General features: G+C 44.0%; 23 protein-coding genes. 14 read left to right on the top strand and 9 right to left on the bottom strand.

The window, feature by feature from the left end:
* Positions 1-89: 89 nt before the first annotated feature.
* On the bottom strand, positions 90-986 hold the full coding sequence (locus tag L4C34_RS03750; RefSeq protein ID WP_428788011.1) for a LysR family transcriptional regulator ArgP: 897 nt from the start codon (positions 984-986) through the stop codon (positions 90-92).
* Positions 987-1,116: 130 nt separating this feature from the next.
* Here L4C34_RS03750 and L4C34_RS03745 point away from each other — a divergent pair, with 130 nt between their 5' ends.
* Complete coding sequence (locus L4C34_RS03745; RefSeq protein ID WP_428788010.1) at positions 1,117-1,746, top strand: LysE/ArgO family amino acid transporter; 630 nt, start codon at positions 1,117-1,119, stop codon at positions 1,744-1,746.
* Positions 1,747-1,754: 8 nt separating this feature from the next.
* Here L4C34_RS03745 and L4C34_RS03740 read toward each other — a convergent pair whose 3' ends face one another.
* On the bottom strand, positions 1,755-2,489 hold the full coding sequence (locus L4C34_RS03740; RefSeq protein ID WP_428788009.1) for a 5-oxoprolinase subunit PxpA: 735 nt from the start codon (positions 2,487-2,489) through the stop codon (positions 1,755-1,757).
* Between the two features lie 40 nt (positions 2,490-2,529).
* A complete protein-coding gene (locus L4C34_RS03735; protein ID WP_428788008.1) occupies positions 2,530-3,174 on the bottom strand; it encodes a hypothetical protein in 645 nt (214 codons plus the stop codon).
* A gap of 382 nt (positions 3,175-3,556) precedes the next feature.
* Between L4C34_RS03735 and L4C34_RS03730 the strand changes: the two genes are divergently transcribed.
* The 3 genes from L4C34_RS03730 to L4C34_RS03720 are packed head-to-tail and all read left to right on the top strand — an operon-like array spanning position 3,557 to position 4,916.
* Positions 3,557-3,760, top strand: coding sequence for a hypothetical protein (locus tag L4C34_RS03730; RefSeq protein WP_428788007.1), 204 nt, complete (start codon positions 3,557-3,559; stop codon positions 3,758-3,760).
* 50 nt (positions 3,761-3,810) lie between these two features.
* On the top strand, positions 3,811-4,350 hold the full coding sequence (locus L4C34_RS03725) for a cytochrome b (protein WP_428788006.1): 540 nt from the start codon (positions 3,811-3,813) through the stop codon (positions 4,348-4,350).
* A complete protein-coding gene (locus L4C34_RS03720; RefSeq protein WP_428788005.1) occupies positions 4,347-4,916 on the top strand; it encodes a YceI family protein in 570 nt (189 codons plus the stop codon). Before L4C34_RS03725 ends, L4C34_RS03720 begins: the two co-directional genes overlap by 4 nt.
* 115 nt (positions 4,917-5,031) lie before the next feature.
* Here the strand turns inward: L4C34_RS03720 and L4C34_RS03715 are convergent, their stop codons facing one another.
* Complete coding sequence (locus tag L4C34_RS03715; protein ID WP_428788004.1) at positions 5,032-6,660, bottom strand: DUF2813 domain-containing protein; 1,629 nt, start codon at positions 6,658-6,660, stop codon at positions 5,032-5,034.
* Positions 6,661-6,926: 266 nt separating this feature from the next.
* Between L4C34_RS03715 and L4C34_RS03710 the strand changes: the two genes are divergently transcribed.
* From L4C34_RS03710 to L4C34_RS03700, 3 genes are all read left to right on the top strand, one after another.
* A complete protein-coding gene (locus L4C34_RS03710; protein WP_428788003.1) occupies positions 6,927-8,705 on the top strand; it encodes a bifunctional metallophosphatase/5'-nucleotidase in 1,779 nt (592 codons plus the stop codon).
* Between the two features lie 554 nt (positions 8,706-9,259).
* Positions 9,260-10,225 (top strand): TerC/Alx family metal homeostasis membrane protein, encoded by a 966-nt coding sequence (locus L4C34_RS03705; protein WP_428788002.1) that lies wholly within the window; start codon positions 9,260-9,262, stop codon positions 10,223-10,225.
* Positions 10,226-10,486: 261 nt separating this feature from the next.
* Positions 10,487-10,675, top strand: a complete 189-nt coding sequence (locus L4C34_RS03700; RefSeq protein ID WP_428788001.1) for a DUF1127 domain-containing protein — start codon at positions 10,487-10,489, stop codon at positions 10,673-10,675.
* Positions 10,676-10,770: 95 nt separating this feature from the next.
* Here the strand turns inward: L4C34_RS03700 and L4C34_RS03695 are convergent, their stop codons facing one another.
* Positions 10,771-14,808, bottom strand: a complete 4,038-nt coding sequence (locus L4C34_RS03695; protein WP_428788000.1) for a hypothetical protein — start codon at positions 14,806-14,808, stop codon at positions 10,771-10,773.
* Positions 14,809-14,867: 59 nt separating this feature from the next.
* A complete protein-coding gene (locus L4C34_RS03690; protein ID WP_428787999.1) occupies positions 14,868-15,434 on the bottom strand; it encodes a 2-oxoacid:acceptor oxidoreductase family protein in 567 nt (188 codons plus the stop codon).
* A 316-nt stretch (positions 15,435-15,750) separates the two neighbouring features.
* On the opposite strand from L4C34_RS03690, the gene L4C34_RS03685 reads away from it, so the two are divergent.
* Positions 15,751-16,230 (top strand): aminoacyl-tRNA deacylase, encoded by a 480-nt coding sequence (locus L4C34_RS03685; protein ID WP_428787998.1) that lies wholly within the window; start codon positions 15,751-15,753, stop codon positions 16,228-16,230.
* 116 nt (positions 16,231-16,346) lie between these two features.
* Here the strand turns inward: L4C34_RS03685 and L4C34_RS03680 are convergent, their stop codons facing one another.
* The gene (locus tag L4C34_RS03680) at positions 16,347-16,904 is read right to left on the bottom strand and encodes a PhnA domain-containing protein (protein ID WP_428787997.1); all 558 of its coding nucleotides are present in this window, start codon (positions 16,902-16,904) and stop codon (positions 16,347-16,349) included.
* 206 nt (positions 16,905-17,110) lie between these two features.
* On the opposite strand from L4C34_RS03680, the gene L4C34_RS03675 reads away from it, so the two are divergent.
* The 3 genes from L4C34_RS03675 (at position 17,111) to L4C34_RS03665 (ending at position 20,566) form a co-directional block, all read left to right on the top strand.
* The gene (locus tag L4C34_RS03675) at positions 17,111-17,344 is read left to right on the top strand and encodes a DUF3389 domain-containing protein (RefSeq protein ID WP_428787996.1); all 234 of its coding nucleotides are present in this window, start codon (positions 17,111-17,113) and stop codon (positions 17,342-17,344) included.
* A gap of 207 nt (positions 17,345-17,551) precedes the next feature.
* Complete coding sequence (locus tag L4C34_RS03670; RefSeq protein ID WP_428787995.1) at positions 17,552-19,261, top strand: SgrR family transcriptional regulator; 1,710 nt, start codon at positions 17,552-17,554, stop codon at positions 19,259-19,261.
* A 417-nt stretch (positions 19,262-19,678) separates the two neighbouring features.
* The gene (locus L4C34_RS03665) at positions 19,679-20,566 is read left to right on the top strand and encodes a LysR substrate-binding domain-containing protein (protein ID WP_428787994.1); all 888 of its coding nucleotides are present in this window, start codon (positions 19,679-19,681) and stop codon (positions 20,564-20,566) included.
* A gap of 85 nt (positions 20,567-20,651) precedes the next feature.
* Here L4C34_RS03665 and L4C34_RS03660 read toward each other — a convergent pair whose 3' ends face one another.
* The gene (locus tag L4C34_RS03660; RefSeq protein WP_428787993.1) at positions 20,652-23,354 is read right to left on the bottom strand and encodes a bifunctional acetate--CoA ligase family protein/GNAT family N-acetyltransferase; all 2,703 of its coding nucleotides are present in this window, start codon (positions 23,352-23,354) and stop codon (positions 20,652-20,654) included.
* 215 nt (positions 23,355-23,569) lie between these two features.
* Here L4C34_RS03660 and L4C34_RS03655 point away from each other — a divergent pair, with 215 nt between their 5' ends.
* Both L4C34_RS03655 and L4C34_RS03650 read left to right on the top strand, forming a co-directional pair.
* On the top strand, positions 23,570-24,121 hold the full coding sequence (locus L4C34_RS03655) for an SPOR domain-containing protein (RefSeq protein WP_428787992.1): 552 nt from the start codon (positions 23,570-23,572) through the stop codon (positions 24,119-24,121).
* A 165-nt stretch (positions 24,122-24,286) separates the two neighbouring features.
* Positions 24,287-25,291 carry a D-alanine--D-alanine ligase gene (locus L4C34_RS03650; RefSeq protein ID WP_428787991.1) on the top strand — a complete coding sequence of 335 codons (1,005 nt, stop codon included), beginning with the start codon at positions 24,287-24,289 and terminating at the stop codon, positions 25,289-25,291.
* Here the strand turns inward: L4C34_RS03650 and L4C34_RS03645 are convergent.
* On the bottom strand, positions 25,275-26,231 hold the full coding sequence (locus tag L4C34_RS03645; RefSeq protein WP_428787990.1) for a tyrosine-type recombinase/integrase: 957 nt from the start codon (positions 26,229-26,231) through the stop codon (positions 25,275-25,277). The genes L4C34_RS03650 and L4C34_RS03645 overlap by 17 nt on opposite strands.
* A 112-nt stretch (positions 26,232-26,343) precedes the next feature.
* Here L4C34_RS03645 and L4C34_RS03640 point away from each other — a divergent pair, with 112 nt between their 5' ends.
* A complete protein-coding gene (locus tag L4C34_RS03640) occupies positions 26,344-26,724 on the top strand; it encodes a DUF3319 domain-containing protein (protein ID WP_428787989.1) in 381 nt (126 codons plus the stop codon).
* Positions 26,725-26,726: the final 2 nt, after the last annotated feature.

Below are 26,726 nucleotides of genomic sequence, written 5' to 3'. Positions count from 1 at the left end.
GACGTCTCTCATGTGTAAGACAATATTAAACTTTAAACCAGAATATTAGTGAATTAAAAGCAGATATAGTGAATTAAAACAATAAGTTGTCACTGCGTTAAATGTTCTTGGGTATAGGCTAAAACTTGGCGAGACAGGTGTTTGAGCGTTTCATTTTCGAATTGCCAATGGTGCCAGTACATCTTTTGTGAGACACACAATTCTGGAGTTAAGTTAACGAGTTGGCCGAGTTGTAATTCTCTTTCTATTTGGAGTCTGGGGATTAAGCTATAGGCAATGTCGTGTAGCGCGAGTTTTACAAATGCTTCCGAGCTACGCACAGCATGGGTGACAATGTCACTTATTGGTAGTTTGAAATTCTGCAAAAGAAACTGAGCGTGCATGTCATCGTCTTGGTCAAAGACGACCGCTGGTGCAGTCAATAATGTTTGTTGGCTGATACCGTCTGAAAAATACTGCTGACAAAAAGCAGGGCTAGCCACACATAAGTAATCCATTGTCCCTATATAAGTGGCACTACAGCCTGAGATACTTTTTGGGCGCTTACTGATGGCGGCTATAACTTCTCCCGCGCGAAGCTTGTCGAGTGTTTTACTTTCATCGGCGACAATGAGATTTAGCTCAGCTTGATTGGCTTGTAAAACATTTTTTAGGCTAGGTATTAGCCACGTTGCTAATGAATCTGCATTGGTTGCAATGGCAACAGCCGTGACGCCTTTTTCGTTTTCGCCGTTTATTTCAGGCCAAAAGTCTTGCTCTAGTAGACGCACTTGTCGGTATAAGCCAAGAAGCTTTTCGCCTGCTGGTGTGGCTCTAGGAGGCTGGGTTCGAATTAATACTGGCGCAGATAGATACGCTTCCAACTGTTTGACTCGCTGCGACACTGCAGACTGAGAAAGGCACAGTGTTTGCGCTGCTTTTTCAAAACCTTTTTGTTTTGTCACTTCGTCTAACGCTTCTATCCAACGGTACTCTAGCCCTTTCATCAGTGGTTACTCTCTGTATTTGTGCCAATATCAGTTTTTCTTATATATACCAAATATTATTAATTATATTAACTTTAAGCAATCACTTAGTATGCCCATATAGTTAATTGATTTAGTAGGAAAGCTCAGAATGAATGTTTGGGTTGTATTACAAGGGCTCAGTGTTGGGCTTAGTATGATTGTACCGATTGGTGCGCAAAATGCGTATGTGCTTCGGCAAGGTAGCACGAGAAGCCATCATTTGTTGGTCGCGAGTCTGTGTAGCGTGCTGGATATGCTGTTTATTTTCTTAGGTGTGTTCTGGGGAGGCTCTGCGCTTTCTACCAACGAAACTTTGCTCACCGTCGTGAGCATTGCAGGCATCGTCTTTTTGCTTGTTTACGGTACTCAATCGGCATATAGCGTATGGACTCATCAAATAGATAGTGTGAGTGATGTAGCCCCAGCTAAGAGAAGAAAACGTGCGGTGATAGCGGGTACGTTGGCTGTTAGCTTGCTCAACCCGCATGTGTACTTAGATACGATTGTGGTGTTGGGCTCAATTGGCAGTCACTTCGACAAGGCTAATCGCGTTAGTTTTGCCATTGGCGCTATGCTAGCGTCGCTCGTGTGGTTCTACGGACTCGCCGTGTTCTCTGCTAAGTTTTCACCTATTCTTTCTAGGCCACCAGTTCAGAGAGCCATCAATTTTGTTGTTGCTGTGGTGATGTTTTCTGTGGCAGCAATGCTAATAAAGGGTTTGTATATTCGCATTATATAACTTTCCGGCTATAGGGCTCGTTTGATTTTTTCCACCAATTCGATTGAGTGAGGATTGTCACCATGCACACAGATTGTGTCAGCTTCAATCGGTACGATAAAACCGTCAAGGGTGGTGATCTTCCCGTATTGGGTAATCTGTTTAACTTGTCCTAAAATGTCTTCTTCGTGATGAAGCACTGCGCCGGCTTGGCTGCGCGGCGCAAGGGTACCATTGCCTAAATAGGCGCGGTCTGCGAACGCTTCAAACAGTAGCGGAACTTCATAGCGATCGGCAATATCGAGAAAGGCTTGGTTTTCTATGCTCGCCATGATCATCAGAGGGATGCCAAAACATGATGTCGCATCTGCAACGGCAGTAAATATTTGGTGATCTTTCATCATGTCGTTGTAGAGTGCGCCGTGGGGTTTTATATAATTCAGTTCGGTATTCTTACTTTCACACAATGCTTTGAGTGCCCCGACTTGATAAATCAAAATTTCACTCAATTCTGTTGGGTCTAAAGCGAGACTGCGTCTGCCAAACCCTTGTAAATCCGGATAACTTGGGTGTGCGCCAATAACCACTTGATGTTTTACTGCTAAGTCAATGGTTTTACTCATTATATGAGGGTCGGAAGCGTGAAAGCCGCAGGCGATATTCGCCATGTCGATGTGGGGCATTACGGCTTCATCGTCACCCATTGTCCATTGGCCAAAGCTTTCTCCCATGTCGCAGTTCAAGGTAATGGCAGATGTCTTCATGGGGGCGGTATCCTTCGTCGTTATTCAGCTGAACGGTATTTTATCGAAACTCGCTAAGTTGTACTACCGCATACAACTGAATATATTTACGGACAAGTTGTTGGTTTTTAGAATGTTTGATTGGGTGAGTATATTTAACGAAGTACGGTAATAAGCTGCTGTGGTCATGCAACACTTGTGACATCAGAGAGTCACTTTTATACAAACTGATCCCTTGAGCACTGTATTCGTCTATTTCTTCAGGCAGTTGTCCTGTCCACCAATGGAGCAGTTCTCTACTTTGTTTACTGCGGCTAATCCAATGGTCGGTTAGTAACAGCAACAAATCATTGGGCTGGATGGAAAATCCGTATTCTTGCTGCCAAACGCTCACTTGCCTAAGTAATTTCTCTCTACAGACTTTGCCTGCGCTCATCATATGTGAAGTAATGATCCAGACATTTCCAGCTTCAGATGTGACGCGAAAGCTGTGAGGTGGTTCTTTAGAAAGCGCAAGTTCTAACGGTGCAAACTCACTACGGTGGCCAAACACTTCTAAGGTTTGAAATAGCCTGCGAGAAAACGCCACGCCCAGATGATTGCCATTAATGCCCTGATTATGAATCGTAGGATAGTGTTTTTCACACAGGGCCATACAATCTGCTTGGAAGTCATTAATACTTTGAATTAGTACATCGAGTAACATCGACTGACGCTCCTTGTAGTCGACCGATTGTCTTGTGACCTTTAAAAGGTAACACAAAATCCAAAAGTGACCGCTGAGAAGGTAAAACTTCTTGAGCACACACTTAATTTCGGGTTGGGAGTTAGAATACCGGAATAAGTGTTTTTTTATCTCCGAGTGGAATTTTTGAGAAATGCTTCATTGTTGTGATGCTGTTTCTCTCTCTTATTTGGTAAATGTATATAATCATATAAGTTTATGGATGAAGCAAAGGGATGTTCGATGTGGGCTATTGCTTTTTGTCGTCTAGGTGTAGTGGCTATTTTGCTATCGACTTCTTTCCTAGCGAGTCGCTCTGCTAGAGAAAGGTCGGGTCAATTATATTCTTACCCCAGAATTTGTGGTGGCGTCGGTACGCTCTCAGTTATCAGATGCTTATATACGCTATGGTTATTTGTCCGCCGAACGCATGATTATGCTGGCGGTATCAAAGAAAAGCCCCCTTTATCTGCGATTTGATGAAGTTGACAAGGCAGTGGTAGAAATGTCCGCCGATGGTACGTTAGAGAAACTACGAAAACGCTATTTTAGCGTGTTGAATTTATAATCAGTTCAAGCATTTAGCATAGGTAGTGAGTTAAAAAGGGTAGCAGTGAAGTGAACAATTTGGTGAGAAATTACAATTTTACAGCTCGGCTTATGCATTGGGTATCGGCATTTGTCATCCTCGCGATGTTTGTAGTAGGGCTCTGGATGGTTGATTTAGACTACTACAGTCAGTGGTATAACCTTGCTCCGCATTGGCACAGATCGGTTGGAATATTGTTAGCTGGACTAATGCTCGCTCGCTATGGTTGGATGTTAGTGACAATGTCACCTAAGCATGAAGGCAAACCCATTGAGATTTTATTGGCTAGGATAGTACACAAGCTAATGTATTTATTGACGTTGGTTATTGTGGTGTCTGGATATTTGCTCTCGACGGCTGATGGCCGTGGAATTGATGTGTTTGATTGGTTCACGGTTCCAGGAGCGGGTGAACTCTTCGCTTATCAGTCGGATCTCGCTGGACAAATTCATTGGTATAGCGCATTGATATTAATTGTGTTTGCATCACTACACGCTCTTGCTGCGTTTAAACATCACTTCATTGATAAAGACAATACATTACGGAAAATGGTAGGGAGAACTAAATGAAAAAAACGATTTTGTGCCTAGGACTCGCCGCAGGGATGGGCTGGAGTCTGTACGCTAATGCCGCGGATTATGTCATTGATACCAAGGGTGCACATGCCTCGGTAAATTTCAAAATAAGCCATCTTGGCTACAGTTTTATCGTTGGCAGGTTTGATGATTTCAGTGGGAAATTTAGCTTCGACCCAAGCAATGTAGCGGCGTCTAGTGTCAATATCTCGATTGACACTGAAAGTGTGGATACCAATCACGCTGAGCGTGACAAGCATATTCGTAGTGGTGATTTCTTGGAAGTCTCCAAATACCCGAAAGCGTCGTTTACAAGTACCAAAGTGGTTGATAAAGGCAATGGCCTATTCGATATTCAAGGAGATTTAACTCTACATGGTAAAACCAAACCGATTACGATCGTCGCGACCGAAATCGGTTCCGGTAAAGACCCTTGGGGTGGTGAGCGAGCAGGGTTTTCAGGATTGACTCGCATTGAATTGGCTGACTTTGGTATTCCTGTCATGGGGCCAGCTAGCTACGCCGATATGCAGATCTATGTCGAAGGCATTAAGCAGTGAGCGATAAGGCCAATCATCAAGGATTAGCCATCAGGGCATACCTGTAGCCGCTAGGCCGTGATTTTTGGAAGGACGAGGTACTGTTATTAGGAAGTACCGGGAGTGGACGAACGGGTTAAGTATTTCCGTTTGCCATAGTCACCACCCTTTTTAGGATCCAACGGATCAGTACGGGGATGATTTCAGGGCCTTTACCTTCACAATAGGTAACAATCGCAAGAGCCAAATCTGGTTTAGCGTGTTTTTTTAACACACGAGTGACCACTTTTTTCGCTGGAATAGGGTGGTCATGAGGAATCTTTATCATGTGTTTAAAGAAATCTTCAAAACCGTGAGCATAGAGAAAGTGCTCAATGTCTTTATCGGGTAGCTCGGTAAGACGATGATGCTCGGTTTCGTGTTCAAGTTGATTTCTCACTGCGGTTGCATATTTTTTCCCTGCCGCATCGCCATCCGTCACCACGTGCCAGTCTATACCAAAGGCTTTAGCGACTTTAACTAAAGACTTGAGCCCTGATTGCGCAAATTCGATGATTTGCACTCCTTCTGCAGCAAGGTTATACCCACATTGGTTGGCCAGCTCGTTGAACAGCCATACCTCAGTTTCACCTTCCACTAAGAGCCAGCAACGTGCGAACAGTGCTCCTGAGCGGTGGAACCGGATGTGGAACCCAATACGCCGTAGTTCGTCTCCAGTTAATGATTTGGAGGGGATAGAGCGAGTGACGGTTTTCTCCGAATGTCGAATTAATCGGCGAATGGAGTTTAATGGTACTTGCGCGAGCAGTTCAGAGCTATTGGTTGTCAGCACTTTTTGCATCGGCAATAAGCGAAGTAAGCTCCAAGCTCTTGCTAAATGGGTTGGGTGCAAGCGCCCTTCGGGATCTTCAAGGATAAGCAAAGGTCTGGCGCAACGCCTGAGCTCATTCGGGCCTTTAGCTTGCAAGTACGCGTTGAGTAAACCCATTAGAAGTAGCCGAGTTTGTTTATTCTGCGTTTTTTCCACAAACTCAGACACGCTTTTTTCGTTATAGTTACTGGAGTGGAAAAGACCGTCTCTTTGTTGTCTCGGGTTTTTACGATACTGGCTTTTAAATGAAAAGTAATGCTCAATTAAGCTGTTCATCGCACTTAAGCTACTGCGCATTTCACCTTTGTTTACATGCCCGGGGATAGCCATCAGCCTACGGCAAGTATTATTGATACGCTTTTCAACACGGGTGTTGGTGCCGTTCGTGTTCTCATCATGTTCAAACAGGCGAGAGTCTCGAAGACGGATCACTGGGTGAAGTGTCATTAATTCGTGAGCCAGTTTCTCAGGGTGATGGATATGTAGGGGTGAGCCTTGTGGGTTTAAAAAGCTGTAATGCGTTGTAGCGTTGTAGCCATCTAGGGTGGCACTGATCCGGTAGTAAATACGAAATGTACCATCAGCGTCTTCAACCCAAATTGGTTTTATTCTTCGGTATCGCCCAGCACTGCGTTCTTTCTTATCTGATGCGACCAAGCTTAATACGATTTGTAAATGTTGAGTTTGTGGGTGTGACGCTGAATAGTCGACATGGAAGTCGGCCATTTCGAACTGATGCAGCAATCCGTTGGCGGGGAGTGCGACAGATAAGGCGTCTAGCAGCGAAGATTTACCCCAAGTATTTTCGCCAATGAGTGTGGTTAATTCTCCGAATGAAAGTGATAGGCGTTTGATTCCTCGAAAGCCCGAGATTTCAATTCGTTCTAGCTTCATAGACTGGCCCTCTCGTTATATTTCTCGCGATTATGATGTTTGGCCTCCTTCCCTAAGAATGTCTTTGATTATAAGGATAAGTATAACTCAGGTTCAGGGCTGTGATATGAGATCAAAAAGTGCCATTTTCAGTGAAAGAGGGGCAGCGCAGTCAGGAGGGGGGGTTATTTAACGCGACATTTTAGATTATCTATGTCACGATTCTGCCATCAACCTGATGCTAGAGTCGATGTTCAAAAAGAATATGGGGCAAATAGAGAAGATACATGGCAGAAAAAAAACATCACGCATTAACGCTAACCGTAGCGCATATTAACGATACCCACTCTTACTTCCAACCGACCTCTTTACAACTTTCCCTCCGAGAAAAGTCCATCCAAGCTGAGCCTTCTTTGCATGATAAACAGTGCTCGCTCATTTCTACTAATGTCAGCCCTTATGTTAGTGCTGGCGGTTTTGCGCGAATATCAACTAGAGCCCAGGAACTTAAAGCGCAGGCAGAAAAGCAAGGTGAGGGCTTTTTATTTCTGCATGCTGGTGATTGTTTCCAAGGATCTTTGTTCTTTTCCTTATTTAAGGGAGAAGCGAATGCAGACCTGCTGAATGCGTTGGAAATCGATGCGATGGTATTGGGTAATCATGAATTAGATATGGGTAATGACCCCGTTGCCCAGTTTGTAAAGACAATCCAATTCCCCTTGTTGGCCGGTAATTGGGATCTCTCCAATGAAGATGAAAATAAGCCGTTGCGTTTATCGACTGCCGCCAATGTTAAGTCTTACGACCCACAAACGGGATGTGCTCACTGGATAACTAAGTCGTTTGGCAGCGAAGAGGTCGCTATCTTCGGTTTGTCCATCGATAAAATGAGCAGCATTGCGAACCCAGATCCAGATACACCATTTATTGATGCTATTTACACGGCACGTACCACTATCGCAGCTATTCAACAAAGCGGAATTAATAAAATCATTTTGCTTAGTCATTTAGGCTACGAGGCTGATCTTGCGTTGGCGGATAAAGTCGAAGGGCTGAGTCTGATTGTTGGTGGCCATAGCCATAGGCTGCAAGGCGACTTTAGTGATATCGGTCTTGGCAAAGATGACGAATATGGCGTGAAAATCCATAATACCTATGTTGTGCAAGCAGGCTGTCATGCGATGCATTTGGGACACTGCGCTATAGAGTTTGATAAAAATGGCCAAGTTACTCGCTTTTCAGGGCAGAACGAATTGTTGATTGGTAGGCGATTATTCATTGATGCGAGTCGCCGAGAAGTAATCGGTGAAAATGATCGTCCTTGGGTGCGCGAGCAACTAGAAAGCACGCAGAATGTACGCGTATGTCGTAAAGATCCCAAAGTTCAGGGGATTTTAGAGAACAAGTATTTGCCTAAAGTGTCTGAACTTCAAAATCAAAAGGTTGCTTATACAGCTCGGCCGTTAAGGCATGTTCGGGTTCCTGATGAGCAAGGGCCAAGCGAACTCGCGCCGCTAGTTGCTCAATCTTTTCACTATGCGCTGAACAAAGCAGGCCATCAGGTGGACTTTGCTATTCACAATGCAGGTGGAGTGCGCAGCTCTCTCGATGCTGGTGAAGTCTCAGTGGCAGACATAGCAGGCAAATTGCTGCCATTTGCCGTACCTATCGGTTGTTATCGTGTCACAGGACGAGTGATACAACTGATGCTTGAAGGGGCTATTAATAATGCGACCAACAACAGTGTCGAAGGGACGGGTACAGGCTCTTACCCTTATGTATACAACTTACGCTACCGTTATATCGCGACAGCACCGCTTGGCGAGCGGGTCTCCGAGCTTTCTATTTATCAAGAAGGATTGGGATGGCAGCCCATTGAAATAGAAAAAGTTTACTCGGGATCTTCATCTGCCTACACGATGAAAGGCAAAGAAGGCTACCATGCAGTTTTACAATCACATGGTGAAAATATGATTTCTCATTTCTCTATGTCTGATTGCCTACTTGAGATGCTTACCGATCATCCTGAGTCTTTATCTCCTCCTAAAATTCGTGAATATGCATAGATTGGTATGAAGTATGCAGCGATACCTCCACCAAGTAGCAGTTGTTGCGCAGCTAATTGCATTAGAAAATAAGCGAATGAACAACTAAGCAGGAGGAAGTTATGTGGAGTAATGATTGGGTCGATTTAGCATTAATATGTGTGTGGATAGGAGTGTGGTCTGTGTTGGTGTATTTAGTTCCTATTAGCGGGATCTAGTTCCTAATTAGTGAGATTGAGTTCTTATTAGTAGGATACAGTCCATACATATCTGTCTCTAACATAGAGTCTTTGTCTGTACTCGTCACCATACGATGAATTTTTTTGCATAATATAGACTTATAGTAGTTCTGAAATTATAATCGCCCCCGTTTTGGGAGTATCGCCGCCCGCTTAGACCATGTTGAGTATGAAATAGTTCAGAAAATCATCGTTCCGAGTGTCGATAAGACCAACGCATTCAAATTTGATATCACTCAGCGCTGGTCGCGATGAGCGATATTCGTTTATGTTGTTTGCGGAAGGCCTTGCCACTGATGGCAGCAATTTTCATCCTTCCGCACTAGGAGGATTTTAATGACCCCAGAAGTGTATTTAGGTTTCTTTTTACTTACCTTGTCTATGATTTGTCTCGATCTATGGCAAACCCGTGGCGGTGAAGTCACGATAAAAAAAGCGGTAACGTGGAGCCTAGTGTGGTTCATGCTTGCGCTTTTGTATGCTGTTTTTCTTCATTTCTTCTGGGATCAAATTGCTCCGGCCAGTAGCTATACTGCGAATAAAGCGAGCACTGCATTTCTTACAGGTTATCTTCTAGAAAAATCACTGAGTGTTGATAACCTATTTGTTTTCGCCATTATCTTCCAGCAATATTCTGTGCCGAATAAAGCGAGGCCAAGAGCACTTTTATTTGGTGTGATGGGCGCTTTAGTGCTTCGCGCGATTTTGATTTCAGTTGGCGCAAACTTATTAGAGCAGTTCCATTGGCTATTTTATGGCTTTGCCGCTTTCCTTATTTGGACGGGTATCAAGCTGTTTAAGGAAGAAGAAGAGGAAGACGATCTTAATCCACTGCCAGAGCGCTTATTAAGAAAATACGCGAATACGACAGACGACTACCACGGTGCGGCACTCTCGATTAAAAAAGGCGGCCGCCGCTTTATCACTCCACTCGCTATCGTGATTGCCGTAATCTCCGTAATGGATGTGATGTTTGCACTTGATTCGATTCCAGCGATCTTCGCAGTCACAGATCAGCCATTCCTAGTCCTATCAGCAAACGTATTTGCTTTGTTAGGTCTGCGTTCATTGTATTTCGTTCTACAGGGTATGATTGATAAGTTTGTGTATCTAAGACCGGCTCTTGCTGTGATCATGCTGTTTATCGGTATCAAGATGGCTATCGCAGACACTCAATGGGCGATTCCAACGTCAGTATCTTTGCTAGTACTGCTCTGTACTATGACGGTCGCCGTTATTCTCTCTATTGTGAAAGCAAAATCTAATGGCTTGAATAATAATGAAATTTCTGATATAGAATAAGATAAAAATTCAGCAGGTGGTCTCGCTTTAGCACAGCGACCATCTGCTGAATGTCCCTTTAAGACTTCCCTTCACTCACTACCAACCGCACTTTCTTACCACGATAGCGAATGGCTAAAACGACTCACGTCTATTTAATGTTAGCGATTTGTTTCATTAGAAAAACTAATCAGTATTGTTAAAATATGTCATTGTATCTGATCGCTGAAATTTCTTACTATGCGCGTGAAAAATGAATCAACAAATACCTGAGAGGCAGTGATGGCACATACAATCAATATTGAAGATGTCGCTCCACGTGAAGTGGGCACAAAAGGCTACTCGGTTAATATCAAAGGATTGGTTAAACATTTTCTGGATGTTCTTTTTGTAAGCAAGCGTTCAAGCCGCGATTACAATGTTAGTGATTTGTCAGCGCACATGCTAAAAGACATCGGGATAGACCGATAGATTGCTCTTGTTTGCCTTAGGCAAGGCGACAGAGAGAAAAAGCCAGCAGTTTAAATGTACTGCTGGCTTTTTTGTTTAATCATTTAGATAACTTTTCACGACACTATTGAAGGCTTGGTAATCAAAGTGGCTGCAGTAGCATAACTGGCTACATTAAATGCTATTAATAGTTTACTGTCTAAAGTATTTCCTCCTGTTTTTTTAACAATTATGAGCATTAGTTGATTAATAATAGCGTAACCCATACATGTCAGTAATCGCGTGACTGCGTCTTTATCCTTCGCTTGAGAAAAATAAGGTATAGCAACTGCCAATAATGCTATATATACGGCGGCCGTCATATAACAAACTATATCCATAGCCGGGCCCGTGCTCTTTTTCGATAGGATAGCGTACGCCCTGAATAGTGTTAAAAGACCGTCTATTGCAATCATCGTGGCAAAGAAACCTGGGAGTGGAAACTTTGCAGTCGAGAACACAGCTACTCGATACGCGTACATTCCGATAGAGCTCAAGCACACACCCCCGATTAAATTTTCTAGGTAGCCGATTTTAAAGGGAGTCGTGCCACCTTTATGCAGGATCACGCGAAGAACAAGTTCTACACTCATAAAAAAGTAGCAAAAGCATCTCATTACTGTTTCAGCGACACCTGAACTATCAGATTGAGTAGAAAGAGTGGAAAGAGTCTCTGGTGATACGTAACCATCATGAATAGACCTTAATGATTTCCCATGCTCTATCGAATAAATGGTATGAGCACCAAATGCAATCACAAAACAAAGTACATCTTCCATGGTAAAATCAATGCCAAACAGCTTGAGCAACCATCCTATCAATGGTACCTCTGTTTGCAGTGAAGAAGAGAGTGTGGCCACAGTGTCTGCTGCTGCAGAAACGACATCGTCCGCAATATCATCCAAGGTATTCAAGGGATCATTCAACAGTAGCTCCCCAGTTGACAATAACTGTCCCAAGGAATTCATGCTAAACCCTTTCTCTACAATAGACATCATAGCGTTAATCACATCGTTACTATCGCCTAAATTATTATCGATTTCGGAAAGCTCAGCGTTACCTCCTCGGGATTGAATGTCATCTTCGCTCCCACCGTCAGCCGTTTTCTTGTCTAAATCCGAGTGAAACTTATTATATGCATAGTTGTGCACCGAGCTGTTACCCTTCACGGAAGAGGACTGAGGGGATGTTCCTTGACTGATTTGATTAGCGATAGTGTTCACATCATCGTTACTTGGCATTTGCGAGCCACTGACGAATGCTTTGAGAGACTTGGCACCTGCTTGACACTGGCCGGGTAAAGCATTTATCTGCTGGTTGAGATAATGTTTGGTACTGCGCGTTAATGCTAAAATATCAACAAAATTGAATATTAGCTTAATGAATAAGATTATCGCGCTAATAACGTCACCAACAAACTTGGCTATTTGAGCCATCACTGCGTAAACCGCTTTTGCGATATGTTCAACAGTATCCATGACGAACTGAATACTTTGTTCGATGCCATTCTCGATGTAGTGGAAAGCTGCTGATACGACGTCTCCAAACTCCATCGTTACCTTGGTAATCGTTCTAGCCACACCGTTAATCATGGCTTTTACCCCATGAGCAATACTATGTACGATGTGGCTAAAAGTGTGACCAATACTGTGGAATATATTCCCCAGCGCCATCGCTTGTAAACTTGCAGAGTTTGCTTGGGCTACGTCCCCCGTCTGAAGATCTATGGTCCAGCTGCCTTGAACAAATGCAGTCAAGCTATTGTTAGCAGAAGCATTGTTATTGTTAGCAGAAAAATTACTATTGTTACCAGCGATGTAGCTAATTTGATTCAGTGGATTCACTCTAAAAGCACTGCTAGTTGCCGTTAAAGTGGACGTTGTCGGCGGGGTGTCGCTACGTGTTGACATCTGCTGCCCTGCGCCACGCAATACTTCAGCGACTCCATTGGCTTGCTCATCTGCAACGCTGCTATCAATCAACTTAGCGTCACGCAATGCTTGCGTTGTGGTATGACTTTCATCGGCCATCCGTTTGTTGGCATCAATATCAGCATTGAGAGAAAACCATTCATAATCAGCCCCTTGAGTACTGAGTAGTATGCGTTCTCCAGAAAGAGAATTGTCATCGGCATAAACACGAGCATAGAGTGTCGGCGCTGTCATATCTGTTGCTCTTGACGACACGACAACACGACCTAGATTATTTGTGGCGATCACGACGGAATGCTCGCGGCTAATACTGTGCGCATAGCCATGGTGATTATCGATGAGGCGACATGGGCGTGAACTTCGAATCTCTACGTTAATACCGGAAGATACCGGATAACCGTTGCTGTCTAATACACTAAGCTCACTATGGTAGAATGTATCGGTGACTTGCGTTTGGCCGGCGTTCACATTGGCATCGATTTCAGCCTGACTCATCGGTACTACGAGCTGTTCTTCATGTGTTGTGAGGGTGTACTTATCTTGGGTGATTAACGTGGTTGCTTGCTCGTTATTGCTTTGATTGAAGATTACTGCGCTATATTCACCATTTGATACAGGTGGAATGACAACACCGATTAAGCCTTTATTGTCGGGGTACCAATGGTGTTGAAAGTACATGCCATGCTGGTTTAGCTCACAATCAAAAAAGCCGTCATTCTCCATATAAGTGGATGGAGTAAATGGGCTCGTAATAGAATTTACTTCCTCTCGCTCACAAAACTCTCGTAGGCGATAAGTATCTTCATTTTGACAGTGCGCAACAAGAGAATGCAGCCCATCGTTATTCACCTGTCGTTGGATACTTTTTACTTCACCTTCAAGAGCGGTACCGTGGACTAGACTAATACCTGCGACAGAACAATTCTGTTTACTATCCGGTTGTTTACCTAGCTTATCGTAATATTGTGCGTTACTGCCTGAAGTTTTGTCTGTGGTATAGCGAATCGCATTATAGCTACTGTTGCCTTCCATCATAACTAAGCTAGGGAGGCCGTTGTCATCCTGGCAGGAATAGATCACATCGTGACTATTGGGGTCAGATTCAGAAACCCAATATAAAGATGCAAGATAAAACTCAATGCCTATTGAGGGAACCCAAGTAAATGTATAAGTATCAGATTCATAGTTAGCTTCGGTTAACTTGACACTCTTCATGCTAAATTGGTCGTAGGAAATTGTACTGTTCGGGAAAAACTGCTCCAGAGAGTAAGGGTTCGAGACTTTGATACAAGCATTGCCTACAGCTACGTCTCTAAGATCACCAAAGGTCATTACGTACATTTGGCCTTTGTCGTTATGCAAGACTACGTAAGGGTAATCGCCGACGAGTACATGACTAAACCAAACCGCACCTAGGTTTAAGTTTAAAGACTGCCATTTCGAGTCATTAATATCCGTTTCTTCTCCTGGCTTGACTAACGTTCTCATAGTGCGATATTGAATCGTCACACTATTGTCTTTACCGACCAGTAAGTTGAACATGGCTTCAACGGTGTAACCTGCGTCGTCAACTAGGCCATTGCTAGGGTGGCTGTAGGAAAAAATACGATAATCTTCTACATTGTTTCCCGCAGGAATTTGGGTAATGGTATCGGACGTAAATCCGTGTCCTGACTGCAGGTTGCGGTACCTATGTGTCACCTCGCCGGTTTGTTCAAGCGAAATCAATTCCATCTGAATTGGGTTGGGCGTGCTAACGTCTTCACCTTGTATTGTTTCGATGTACGGCATGGGGTGAGCCCCATACACGACAGAATGATGTCCTTCGAAATTCGAAATTTCCCCACCTGTTTTGACTAACAGCTGGTCATCCATAAGTTCACCTGAAAGCGTGATGCTAGCGGGTTTCGACATCAGCTCTTGTTCTTCTTTGGTAAGCCGCAAGGCCGGATCTTTTACTTCATAAATCTTGTTTTCATTGGCCCATGCTGAAGGTGCTAGTCCAGTGTTGACTACAGCCGCAAGCGCGGTCAGTTTACCCGCGGCACCCAGAAATTGGCGACGAGAAACAATATAGTCAAAGCTCTTTAGCTGTTTATCGAGTAACTTTTCATTTTTGATGACTTTTTTGAGGCGCGCAGAGAGCCTGTGCCTTAACTGGAACACACTAGATGACGTAGACATAATTTCCTTATTCGTATTACGTTAGAGAGGTAACAGTTCAAACTGAGATTCGAAGCAGATTAATAGTGGTTAAAGGTTAATTTATCCCGTACTAAGATAGGTTTACTGTCAGTGACGGGATGGATTTCAAACTTGAGATCCTCATATTTTTGACCGCCACCTTCGCTGGAATCCCCAGCGACAACTCTATCGCCACAACGTATCCAATGGGTATGGTTTTCTCCCATAATAGTGAGATCTTTACCGCCATGAGGAATAAGAGAAAAGTAGAAATTATCCCCGTCGACGTAGACACGTGACATCACACTCCCACAGAGGGCAAGTGTTTTGATTTTGTGACCATTCACATCTTTGGTCACGTAGCTCGTATCGAGGCAGACCATCGCTATCCATTTAGGGTCTGAAGATTTCTGATAGAATGCGACACTTCCACTGTCGAGTATTTTCACAACAAACTTTTGATGCGCTGATTGAGTATTGAGGGGTTTTAAATAGATGGTTTCATCACGATTGAGATTATTTGGGTCGTGGTCTAGATAAAGGTTTTGAATCGCAATTCGAACGACGTCTTCGTCGTGAATGACCAGTGAATCGGAAAGGACATGGGTATTAATCATTTTTGCCATTTGTTACATTTTTTAACATTAGGCTGAGACGTTATATGCTGATGATACTTTTGTACATATTAATATTGCAAAAATTCATACACTTGAGATATCAGTCTCTTTTTACTTTAAATAGTTTGGGTCCAATCCAATGCCCTAGATTAATGCTTTTGGTGACTCAGCACGGAGAAATCACTGCAGGCTGATAGATTTACTATCTTCTGGAATCAAAACTATACTGTATAGGCAAGTTGGCAGGTAGTTTGGCTTTCATCAGCAATCAGCATAGATGGAAGATAAGCTAGTGCGTTTATTAAGCGCCGACTAGGAGGATCCTATGACCATAGCTGCAAGAGTTGATCGATATTTTCACCAAAACAATATCGATTATCAAATTATTTCTCATCGTCACAGTACTGACTCTTTCAGTAGTGCATCGACGTCGAGAGTTCCTGTAAATCAATTAGCCAAAGCGGTGATACTGCAAGATCATCAAGGAAAAAGGTTGATGGCTGTGTTACCGGCTGACAAAAAAATCAGTATGCGCGTGCTTAACGATACCTATAACGCCAAATATCAGCTGATGCGAGAAGATGAAATCTACAAAACATTTGGTGATTGTGAACATGGAGCGGTACCGCCATTAGGGAGCGCTTACAATATGATGATGGCTTGTGACGAGTTGCTCGATGACTTAAATCAGGTCTATTTGGAAGCGGGGGATCATGAAACGTTACTGCGTATAGAAAGGTCAGCCTTTCAGTCAATAATGGCTCAGGCCCGACACCTGAGATTCGGCAAGGAAATGTTTCACTAGTTAGCAGCTAGTGAAAAGTTAGCAACGAATCAGGACCTAACAACCAAGCACATTACGAAAAAATAAAGGCACATTTTTGTGCCTTTATTTTTTGAATCTGTAGTGCTGTGCTAGCGCTATTTCTTACGACAGTACTCGGCAATCACAAACATAGCTTGGCCATTCGCTTTGCCTTGAATATGTTTTGGATCGTTGGCAGAAAGGCTAATACCGCGAATGACGGTACCTTGTTTAATGACTTGAGAGCTGCCTTTAATTGGAAGATCCTTAATAACAGTGACGTCGTCACCTTTTTTGAGCTCAGTGCCGTTGCAGTCAAGTGGCTTGTCGTCATCAGACATCCCGACCATGGCCCAATTTAACTGCTCTGTTTCCATATACATCATGTCGAGAAGATCTTGAGCCCAGCTTTCTGAGGAAAGTCGGGTCAGTTGTCGCCATGCCGTCACTTGCACTGGTGGTGTTTGGCTCCACATGCTGTCGTTTAGGCAGCGCCAGTGATTGATGTCTGTTGGTTGCTCAATTTCAGCCAAACACTTTTCACAGATCATAATGCTGTGGTCAACGGTCGCGTGACTATGAGGTGGGACGACAAAAGATGATAGTGACGTTTCAGCAGCGCACATTTCACACTTAGATTGGCAACGTTCAAGCAGTGTAGCTTCAATAGACATAATTGATTCTCAAGAGGTAACAGTTAAAACGCGCTCATTATGCACGTTATACCAACAAATGAAAGTCCCGATTATCAATATGGATAAATGTGAAGCTAGCAAAGACACACATTGCCCTATAGACAGCAACATGAGAAGCTGACGCGAAAACTAGTGTATCGCTTATTGCTGAGATCTAGGACTTGAGTACACGGAGATATAGGTAGATGGTTATTGAATTTAGTGGTGGGAAACTCATCGTGACGCCCTTCGAATTGGTGATAAGACTGCAGGGAGAAAACTGTGTCTCTTTGCATGCTGGCAGCGATTCCATTGAGTTGATAGGACAAGGGGCTAATGTGGTGGTGGCAAACTCTGGTGATACTCGTTGGTCTGTCAAGCTCGATAATGAAGCCCAATTGTTTACGATTGCTGGTGAGTTGGGCTGCGACATACGCTAAAGAATGATGCGGCAAGGCTTTATACAATAAGTTTTAATGTAATAGCACCCTATGTAGCAAGGTTTTATACGATCAAGGTTTTCTACGATCAGGTTTATGCAGTTAGCTTTTCCCAGTAATAGTTGACGAACCGCTCGACATGAACATAGGAGATATTCTATAAATAAGGAAATATATTAGTTTGTTAGTAAGTGATATTTCCCCTTTATGGCCAGTTCTAGATTAAAAGTCCAATTCGAGAGACTGTTTGAGCACTTTCGCGGTGAAGACAGTGATGTTCGACTTGACGAAATTACCGATACGCTTTGTTGTACGCGCCGCAACGTACGTATCGTGTTGAATAAGATGGTAGAGGAAGGGTGGATTGAATGGCACCCTTCACCTGGGCGTGGCAAGCTGTCTAAACTCAATTTTGTTCGCAGTCGACAAGATGTCAGCGAGAACTTAGCCAAAAAGTACCTTGACCAAGGAAAAGTGAACGAAGCCTTATCGGTGCTAGATAATGATGGCGCTAAACTCGCTCAAGTGTTGCAACAATATCTTGGTGTGCAGCATCAGTCTGGGCAGCAAGTGATTCGTCTCCCTTACTATCGTCCTTTGTCTATGTTGAACCCATTGAAGCCGATGCGCCGCTCAGAGCTTCATATTGCTCGTCAGGTATTTAGTGGGCTCACTCGTTTAGATGAAAATGAGAACCTTCAAGCTGACCTCGCGCATACTTGGGAGCCAATCAGTTCAACACATTGGCGTTTCTATATACGCCCGGGTGTACGCTTTCACAATGGCGAACCGTTAACGACAGATATCATCATCGACAGTCTTTCAAACTTATCGAGTCGAGCTTTGTTTGCCCATATTAAAAGAGTCAATTCCCCATCCAATTGGGTGATCGATATTTATTTACGAAAGCCCGACGTTAATTTAGCGCTTATGTTGACGGAATCTTGCGCTAAGATTTTGCTTCCCGCCCCTCGTCGTAGCGAACTATTTGACTTAAGCCCAGTGGGGACAGGACCGTATCAAATCGCCCAAAATGATACGAAACGCCTCGTATTACAGGCCAACGATACCTATTTTGGTTTGCGCCCTTTGCTCGACAGAGTTGAAGTGTGGGTCATTGATGAAGTCCATTCGTCGATTGTGTTTCCGAGTTTGTCACAGCCATTTATTCCTGAAAGCGCGATTGCGACGGTGACCGAGAATGTAGAGCTAGATCCAGGTTGCACGTATTTGCTGGTGAATCGCAAGACAGGCCTTGGGAATAGCGATGTATGGGCACGATATTTTGCAGGTAAACTTAACTCATTGGATCTCTATCGCTTGTTGCCACAATCGACAATCAATGAGCTTGGCATATTACCCGCTCACGGATTGAAGCCGGGCTGGTATCACCATGTTGAAACTGACATAAACCTCAGCCCCCCGGATATGCAGACGGTTACGATTGCCTATTTTTCTCAGCACCCGACTTTCCCTAAGCTTGCCAAATGTATTGAACAGATACTGCAATCTGATGGTCTTTCGGTCGAGCTCATTGAATACGATAACCAAGACCCCGATTCTAACAGTGTTGATATTTGGATAAAGCCGATGGGAATTACCAGTAATCGCGATGAAGCTCTGGCAGGGTGGCTGTTAGATTACAGTGATATCGCCAAGCTAAGCCGTGATGATGATTTCTCAGCATGGCAAATTCTCATTGAAGAGTGGAGAGCGGGGAATAGATCAGTATTTCCGGGTAAAGAATTGGGGAGAGCGCTTGTAGAAGCGCACCAAGTGATCCCGATGTTTCATTGTTGGCTGGGAGTGAGCAAAGATCATTGCGGAAGTTTGCAGAACGCTCAGTGTAACGCGTTAGGTTGGTTCGACTTTAGCCAAGTATGGGTGAAACCGGATATTGAACAGCCAGAATCCTAATTTGTACAGTCAAAGAAAGCTAGTTCATGGGTTTAACGTTGCATATTGTTAGTTGATGTTTATTGGTTGAAATATGATCAATGTCACTACATTCGAATGAAAAGTGTTCAATGTGCAATTTTCCCGATAGACTCCAGCCATTCAAAATACGAATGTATTTAATTTAACTTTTCTGAAATGGGGTCATTATGGGACTGGGACTTATTCTTACTTTTATCGTAGCGTCAGTGATTATGCTTAAAAAAGAGATGAAGAATACTCAGTCTTGACGTTTTCATTTTGATGTCCGTATGAGAGATACATATTACCCATTAAGCCAGCAGATGCTGGCTTTTTTACGTCTGTAGCATATCGGTGTTAAAAGCATTGATGTAGAGTAAATAAAACAGCGTGTTATATGTTAATCAGGAGCAAATCTTGCAAAGTCCAATCACCTTAGAAGCCCTACATATCCTTGATGCGATAGATCGGCGAGGGAGCTTCGCGGCTGCTGCCGCGGAATTGGGAAGGGCTCCTTCATCTTTGAGTTACCAAATTCAAAAACTAGAGCAAGATCTAGATGTAATGATTTTTGATAGAGCGGGGCACAAAGCCACGTTTACCGATGCGGGGCGACTGATTCTAACTCAAGGGCGGCAGATTTTACTTGCGACGGAAAAATTGGTGAACGACGCAAGCTTGCTTGCGAATGGGTGGGAGCTGGATTTGACGATTGCTTTTGATGGGATTATTCCGGTAAAGCACTTTTTCCCCTTGGTCGAAGCGTTAGGGGACCTTAGTAAGACCCGTGTGAAGCTCCAAGAAGAAATCTTAGCCGGTTGCAGTGAATCACTGCTGCAAGGCCGTGCTGATCTATTAGTGTGCCCGAAAATGGAAACTTACCCACCTGAGATCAAAGCGGTGGCAATTGGTCGTTTGGAGATGATATGGGTTGCGGCAGCTGATCATTACGTGCATAAACGTAAAGGGGCGTTCGATGAGGAGGCGAGAGAAAAGTATCGCATCGTTGCAATAGCCGATACAGCCCGTGAACAGCCTGCTATTAGTGTCAATATTTTGCAGAAACAGCCTAGATTAACGGTGACTAACTTTCACGCGAAAGTTGAAGCTTTGACCAGTGGGCTAGGAATTGGCACATTACCTAAATCTGTTGCTGAACCTTTGATAGCTTCGGGCGCTTTACAGAAGATTACGGGAGGACAAGAAGCCTCACTAGATATTATGCTAGCTTGGCGTCGCAATGCGATTGGTGAGGCAAAGGCATGGTGCATCCAATACCTGAAAAAGCACTGGCCATTGCAGTGATCTCTCAGGACTGATATTAGGTGTTCCAAGTTACAACCCAAAATTACAACGTAGTGGAGTGAGGGTACGAATCACTGGAGACTTTTTAAACTGGTGGCTCGATATTAAGAACCATATTAGCCGTGCCTTCAGAAAAATCGACGTCTAGTTCAAACCCAAGCTTCTTTGCTAGCGACAACATGCCTTGATTACTTGGCATCGTCTCCCCAACTAAACGAATGATTCCCTTCATTTGGCAATATTGGATAAGCTTAATCATTAATATTTTACCCAATCCTTGATTATTGAGATCAGAGCGAATCAAGATAGCAAATTCTGCCGATTCAAAATTCACATCGACCACGACTCGGCTTACCCCTAATATCGCTGGCCTCTTTTCGCACTTACTAACGGCGATAAACGCCATTTCTCTGTCGTAATCTATATGGGTGAGCTTTGCGATAGCTTCGTGGTTAAAATGGTGGATATGAGCGAAGAAACGCTTATATAGATCATCTTCAGAAACACGGCCAATGAACTCAGTGTGCATGGGCTCATCTTCAGGTCGTATCGGGCGCAGCATCACCGAGTTGTGGTCACGTAATGTAACTTGCTGTTCGAGTTCGGCGGGGTATGGGCGAATCGATAGCCTTCGATGAGATTCCCCATGATATGGCTGTAGGGTTATATGGGCATCGAGAACCGTGAAGTGTGCACCTCGCGCTAACAGAGGGTGGATATCAAGCTCTTTTATTTGCGGAAGCTCAATGATCATCTGTGAGATTCGAACCAGTACTTTAGATAGCGCGATAATATCGATAGGAGTAGAAGGGTTTTTAGACTTTATTCGACGGTTTTTAATTGCGCGAATGATTTGATATCGGGAGAGCGCCATATTTAAAGGAGGCAGTGCTGCTTCTGCATCTTGAGTTTCATCCCACTCGGTGCCGCCTTGTCCTAATAAAATGGTGGGACCAAATGTGGCATCGTTCTTTACTTTAATACGGATTTCGTCTGCGCCGGAAGTCAGCGCCATACTTTGTACCAGCAAACCGTCAATTTTGGCATTGGGGTGAGTATGCTTTATTCGGTTCAGTATCATGTTGCAAGCTTGGCGAACATCAATATTGTTCATTAGGTTCAGCATAACACCATGCACTGTTGACTTATGGGTGATATCTGGGGAACGCAGCTTAACCGCGACAGGGTAACCAAGGGTATCGGCAATACTGACCGCTTGTTCTGCGTCATGAGCAAGCCAAGTCTCCTTGACTTGAAACCCGCAGTTCGATAGAAAATCACACAGCTGGTGGATATCAAGATCGCGCTGAGTTTGATCTCCGACTTGTTCTTTCAGCCAGCGCCGCGCTGCGTCAAACCCTTCACTACTGATTTTCTCTGCGGTTGAAGGTGTTTCCAATAGCTGTTTTTGATTTCTACTGTAATCCACAAGGTGGATGAAGGCCGTGATGGCGCTTTCTGGTGTTCTATAAGTAGGCAGGCCCGCTCGATTAAAGATTTGTCTTGAGTCTTTAGCGCTTGATTCCCCACACCAGTTGGTCAGGATATTAAATCTTGCTCTACGTGGGTGCGAGTGAATGGTATCGACAATCATCTTCGCAGTATCTTCAGAACTTGAGAACGCCGACGGTGCATGTATGATCAGTATCGTATCGGAAATATCGCTTTCTAGCACCGCTTCTAATACCTTCTTATACCTTTCTGGGGTGGCATCGCCCGCCAAGTCAATAGGGCTGGTGCCTTTAAAGGTGTTGGGAAAAATATTGATCAGTTGATTCGACAGGGCTTGGTCGATGTTGGCTAACCGACCTCCCAGTTTATCTAAAGCGTCTAAGGCAATGATACTCGGTCCGTGAGCATTGGTAATGATAGTGATTCGCTCGCGCCCAGCGGTGATCGAATGATTCAACGTCTTGGCGGCAGCAAACATTTCATGGGTGGTATTTACTCTCAACATGCCCGCGCGCCGGATAGCAGAGTCAAATATGACATCAAGTGCCTCACTGTTACCGGAACTAGCTCTCGTACTTTGGGCTAAAGGACTTATACCAGCTTTTAGGACCAATACTCTTCGGTAACGGGAAGCGGCGCGAGCAGAAGAGAGAAATTGTCGGGCATCGTCAATCGAATCGACGTATAGCATGATGGCTTCAGTTTTAGGATCTGTTGCGAACCAGTCCAACATATCAGAAAAACTCATGTCGCTCGTTTCTCCAAGAGATACGAACGCCGAAAACCCAACCTGATTCTCTTGGGCCCAATCTAAGATAGTGGTGCATACAGAAGCCGATTGGGAGATGAAAGCGATATTGCCTTGTTTAGCATTAACTGGCGAGAAAGACGCGTTTAACCCAATCCAAGGCAGTATAAGGCCGAGACTACTGGGGCCTAAAACTCGCATCCCAGCACGCTGGGCAACCTTGAGGCATTGCTGAGATAAAGAGACTTCAGTCGCTCTCTCGGCATCTGTTTTCTCAATATCCATGTAAGCCGACAGTACGACGACGTTTTTGGTATTGCGCTCTGTGAGCTGTTTGAACAAAGCTAGGTTAGCATGAGCCGGAGTACAAAGAACGGCTATATCAGGCTCTAGAGGCAGCTCAGATATACTTGGATAGGTGAGGATGCCACATACTGATTGATACTTCGGGCTAACGGGCATTACAACACCGTCAAAGCCGCCCCTTAATAAATTAGAGACCAGCACATTACCCGGTTTACAAGGTTTGGTTGAGGCACCAATAACCGCGACAGACTTAGGATTAAAAAAATGGCTTAGCTGGTTCATTGTTATCTCGTTTAATTGGTGTTCTCAGGGGCTGAATCTATTAAATATCATGTGTGACTAAGATTCGTTGTCATCGGTCAATTTGAAGAATTTGGCATAGGACTTTGTGTCTTCAGTCACACTGTATTAATATAATATTAGTAAGGTAGCTTGATTATAGGCCATGCTAAAGGCATGATTTACCGTAGTTTACACTTAGGGCGATTGAAAATTTCATGAAGAAAATAGCAATTTTAGGAACATCGGTATTGTTATCTGCGTGTTCAACGGGTACTTATACCATGGATGTGAGCTCCGAGAGCTATCGCGAGCAGTTCCCTGTCACTAAAGTGGAGCAACCTATAGTTTCACAAGATGGTAGCATGAACGGTGTGACGGAAAATAACGTTGCCATGAATGGTTCAAATACAATGGCGAAGCAATCAGCAAACACGAATGCTGTCGCTATTACGGCTCCTACGGCCAAACAAATCGCGCAAAATCCGCGTTATGGGTTTACCATTCAAGTCGTTGCGATGGGCAGCCAAGTGAAAGTTGACCAGTTTGCTCGTCAGCTACCAGCACAAGGGCAACCAATTTGGGAAAATTATAAAGTGGTGAATGGCACCAAGTGGTATACCATTTTGTATGGTGATTTCGCAACAAAACATGACGCAAAGAAAGCGGTAGCCTCATTGCCAGCTAAGTTTAGAGCACTGAAACCTTTTATAAAAAGCATTGATGCGATTAAGAATTCACAGTATCCGACACTAAATAAACTCAACTAATTTGCTACATACTACGAGGGGGCGATATATCCGCCCCCTTTTTTTGTATGTTTCCCCACCGTTCGGCACTGTTCTCGGTCAGTTGTCTGTGAAATCCATGGATATTGGCTTCGATTGCATTATCATGGTGGCGACGATTTGGATTGACTAGGGGTAGATTTCCTCATGAACAATAAAACGATTCTTTTGCTGTGTGGCGGTGGCTCTGCGGAGCACGAAGTTTCATTGGTATCTGCCAACTACGTACACGCACAGTTAACGGCAACACCACATTTTTCAGTGCTTCGAGTGGAGATTCGAGCGGACGGTTGGTATGACTCAGACAATCAACTGGTAAAGTTCGATATCTATAATGCGAGTATCGAGACTGATAAAGAATCAATCAAAGTAGATTTCGTTGTTCCTTGTATCCATGGCTATCCTGGCGAAACTGGCGATATTCAATCAATGCTGGAACTTGCGGGCCTGCCGTATCTTGGCTGTGGCCCTGAAGCTAGCTCAAATAGCTTTAATAAAATCACGTCTAAGCTTTGGTATGACACGCTCAAAGTTCCCAATACCCCATACTTGTTTCTCACTGAGAATAACACCAGTGCACAGGCCCAAGCAGAGCAAGCGTTCGATTCTTGGCAGCAATTGTTTGTCAAAGCCGCGCGTCAGGGTTCTTCGGTTGGCTGTTATAAAGTGACAAATAAAGAAGGCATAAAACAGGCTATCAACTCGGCGTTTGGTTACTCTGAACAAGTCTTGGTAGAAAAAGCGGTGCAACCAAGAGAGTTAGAAGTGGCGGCCTATCAATATCAAGGCCAGCTCCACATCACTCCACCGGGAGAAATTATTGCTCCTGATGGCGGATTTTATAGCTACGATGAAAAATACAGCTCGGGCAGCCACTCAGTGACAAAAGTTGAAGCGCAAGATCTGACGGATGCTCAGTTGTCGCTTATTCATCAATATTCCGAAACTATCTTTACCCAGATGGGCTTGCGTCATTTGGCTCGTATTGATTTCTTCCTAACCGAAGAAGGGGACATCTATTTGAATGAGGTGAATACCTTCCCAGGCATGACCCCAATTTCAATGTTCCCAAAAATGCTAGAGCATAACGGCCACAAGTTTAGCGACTTTTTGGCATCTTGCGTCGACCAGACATTTAATCCCACGGTTTAATCGTTTTAAACACGATTTTCTCTGCATCTGCCTGTACGCGATTCCCTATGTATTGATAGGGCATCGCTGGGCTCATCCAGCGCCCGAATAACTGAATTTCAGGTGCTTTCATCCCTTGCTTAACCAATTCTTTGACCGCGCCAACTCGAACTGACTGACCAGAAAGCGTTGTGCTAATGCCCAGCTTCTCTCCAACTCGTCTCACGACGCGATAGATAGACGAATCGTCTAATGGTCTATTGGCGATGTTACCGTGCCTATCAATGGCGCGGAATAGAATACCTTGGCCCTCTGGAATGAATTGACGCCACTTTTCTAACGCATTGTGTGCGTGGCTACTCAGTGAGTAGTGTGAGTCTCCGAGGTAGATGAGAGTTGTTGCCGTTTGATAGCAAAGCTGGTCGAAGTCTAACGTCTTAAGCTCGGAGCGCTTCATCGCGCATTCAAACATCACGTAACAAATCGCTAAATCTCGTATTTCTTGAAGCGATGGGTCATTTAAAACAATTTGTTCGTATTGGGTGATGTGTTCAAGCGTTAAAGGGGTGGCTTGCTTAGCATCCCCGTTTTTATTGAGGCGTAGCTCTGCCAATGTTTGTCGAACTAGGCTATTTGTAGTGGGATCTTTTTGGCTCAATATCCGATGCATTAGGCCGATAGTGACAGCGTTTCGCCTAACGGTGGCAAACTTTCGCTCAGAAGCAAGTTTCTGTAAATACATACGCACAGCATCCGTCGTTGATGGCAATGCGGTTATGTGATGTGTGACACAAAACTCCAAATACAGATTCCAGTCTTTTGTCATGGCCAGAAGCGAGTTTCGAGAATATTGGTGAGATGTCAGAGTATCTAATTGTTCTAATGAGATAAGGCTAGAGAGCTCTGTAAGCTTGATTTTGATTAGCTTAGCATCACTAATAATATGGATGTTTTTTCTCATATTGATGCACTATAACTAATTGCTGCGATATAACAAATATACTTGATAACACGGCATATGCAATTATTATTAATAGAGATGTTGATTTGTGTAACGTTATAAAAGGCTAACTATGAGTGCAACTTTGTACCGAGGCTTCAATCTCAGATCGGCTGGTGGCAGCAACAGCGTATGGCAGGTGCAGATAAAAGATACCACGCTGAACGGAAGCTTGAATGCGATTAAGAAAAGTGTTGATTGGTATATCGACACGGCATCCATTATTAATCCGAAAGAATTTGAAGGTGTTAACAAGCGAACGGAAGAACCGGGTAGCACCGTTCAGGAGGACTTTAATGGTTTCATGTTGAAAAATGATACGGGTGAGCCTAATGCTTGGTATTGTTTCTTTAATGGGCGTCTTATCAAGGGGAGTAGGCTTGCACTTGAAAAGCATATCAAGGCATACTTAGAGGCTAAGCTAAAAGCCCAAGAACAACAGAAGAAGCACTAAGA

The organism is Vibrio profundum, from assembly GCF_050337555.1.
Taxonomy (GTDB): Bacteria; Pseudomonadota; Gammaproteobacteria; order Enterobacterales; family Vibrionaceae; genus Vibrio; species Vibrio profundum.
This window is presented reverse-complemented; position numbering and strand designations above follow the sequence as displayed.

Excerpts from the sequence above, each read along its gene's own strand:
- L4C34_RS03745 (WP_428788010.1), top strand. The coding sequence starts at position 1,117 with ATGAATGTTTGGGTTGTATTACAAGGGCTCAGTGTTGGGCTTAGTATG.
- L4C34_RS03645 (WP_428787990.1), bottom strand. The coding sequence starts at position 26,231 with ATGAGAAAAAACATCCATATTATTAGTGATGCTAAGCTAATCAAAATC.
- L4C34_RS03740 (WP_428788009.1), bottom strand. The coding sequence starts at position 2,489 with ATGAAGACATCTGCCATTACCTTGAACTGCGACATGGGAGAAAGCTTT.
- L4C34_RS03735 (WP_428788008.1), bottom strand. The coding sequence starts at position 3,174 with ATGTTACTCGATGTACTAATTCAAAGTATTAATGACTTCCAAGCAGAT.
- L4C34_RS03670 (WP_428787995.1), top strand. The coding sequence starts at position 17,552 with ATGGCCAGTTCTAGATTAAAAGTCCAATTCGAGAGACTGTTTGAGCAC.
- L4C34_RS03640 (WP_428787989.1), top strand. The coding sequence starts at position 26,344 with ATGAGTGCAACTTTGTACCGAGGCTTCAATCTCAGATCGGCTGGTGGC.
- L4C34_RS03650 (WP_428787991.1), top strand. The coding sequence starts at position 24,287 with ATGAACAATAAAACGATTCTTTTGCTGTGTGGCGGTGGCTCTGCGGAG.
- L4C34_RS03700 (WP_428788001.1), top strand. The coding sequence starts at position 10,487 with ATGGCACATACAATCAATATTGAAGATGTCGCTCCACGTGAAGTGGGC.
- L4C34_RS03675 (WP_428787996.1), top strand. The coding sequence starts at position 17,111 with ATGGTTATTGAATTTAGTGGTGGGAAACTCATCGTGACGCCCTTCGAA.
- L4C34_RS03695 (WP_428788000.1), bottom strand. The coding sequence starts at position 14,808 with ATGTCTACGTCATCTAGTGTGTTCCAGTTAAGGCACAGGCTCTCTGCG.
- L4C34_RS03690 (WP_428787999.1), bottom strand. The coding sequence starts at position 15,434 with ATGGCAAAAATGATTAATACCCATGTCCTTTCCGATTCACTGGTCATT.
- L4C34_RS03660 (WP_428787993.1), bottom strand. The coding sequence starts at position 23,354 with ATGAACCAGCTAAGCCATTTTTTTAATCCTAAGTCTGTCGCGGTTATT.
- L4C34_RS03750 (WP_428788011.1), bottom strand. The coding sequence starts at position 986 with ATGAAAGGGCTAGAGTACCGTTGGATAGAAGCGTTAGACGAAGTGACA.
- L4C34_RS03715 (WP_428788004.1), bottom strand. The coding sequence starts at position 6,660 with ATGAAGCTAGAACGAATTGAAATCTCGGGCTTTCGAGGAATCAAACGC.
- L4C34_RS03720 (WP_428788005.1), top strand. The coding sequence starts at position 4,347 with ATGAAAAAAACGATTTTGTGCCTAGGACTCGCCGCAGGGATGGGCTGG.
- L4C34_RS03655 (WP_428787992.1), top strand. The coding sequence starts at position 23,570 with ATGAAGAAAATAGCAATTTTAGGAACATCGGTATTGTTATCTGCGTGT.
- L4C34_RS03680 (WP_428787997.1), bottom strand. The coding sequence starts at position 16,904 with ATGTCTATTGAAGCTACACTGCTTGAACGTTGCCAATCTAAGTGTGAA.
- L4C34_RS03705 (WP_428788002.1), top strand. The coding sequence starts at position 9,260 with ATGACCCCAGAAGTGTATTTAGGTTTCTTTTTACTTACCTTGTCTATG.
- L4C34_RS03710 (WP_428788003.1), top strand. The coding sequence starts at position 6,927 with ATGGCAGAAAAAAAACATCACGCATTAACGCTAACCGTAGCGCATATT.
- L4C34_RS03685 (WP_428787998.1), top strand. The coding sequence starts at position 15,751 with ATGACCATAGCTGCAAGAGTTGATCGATATTTTCACCAAAACAATATC.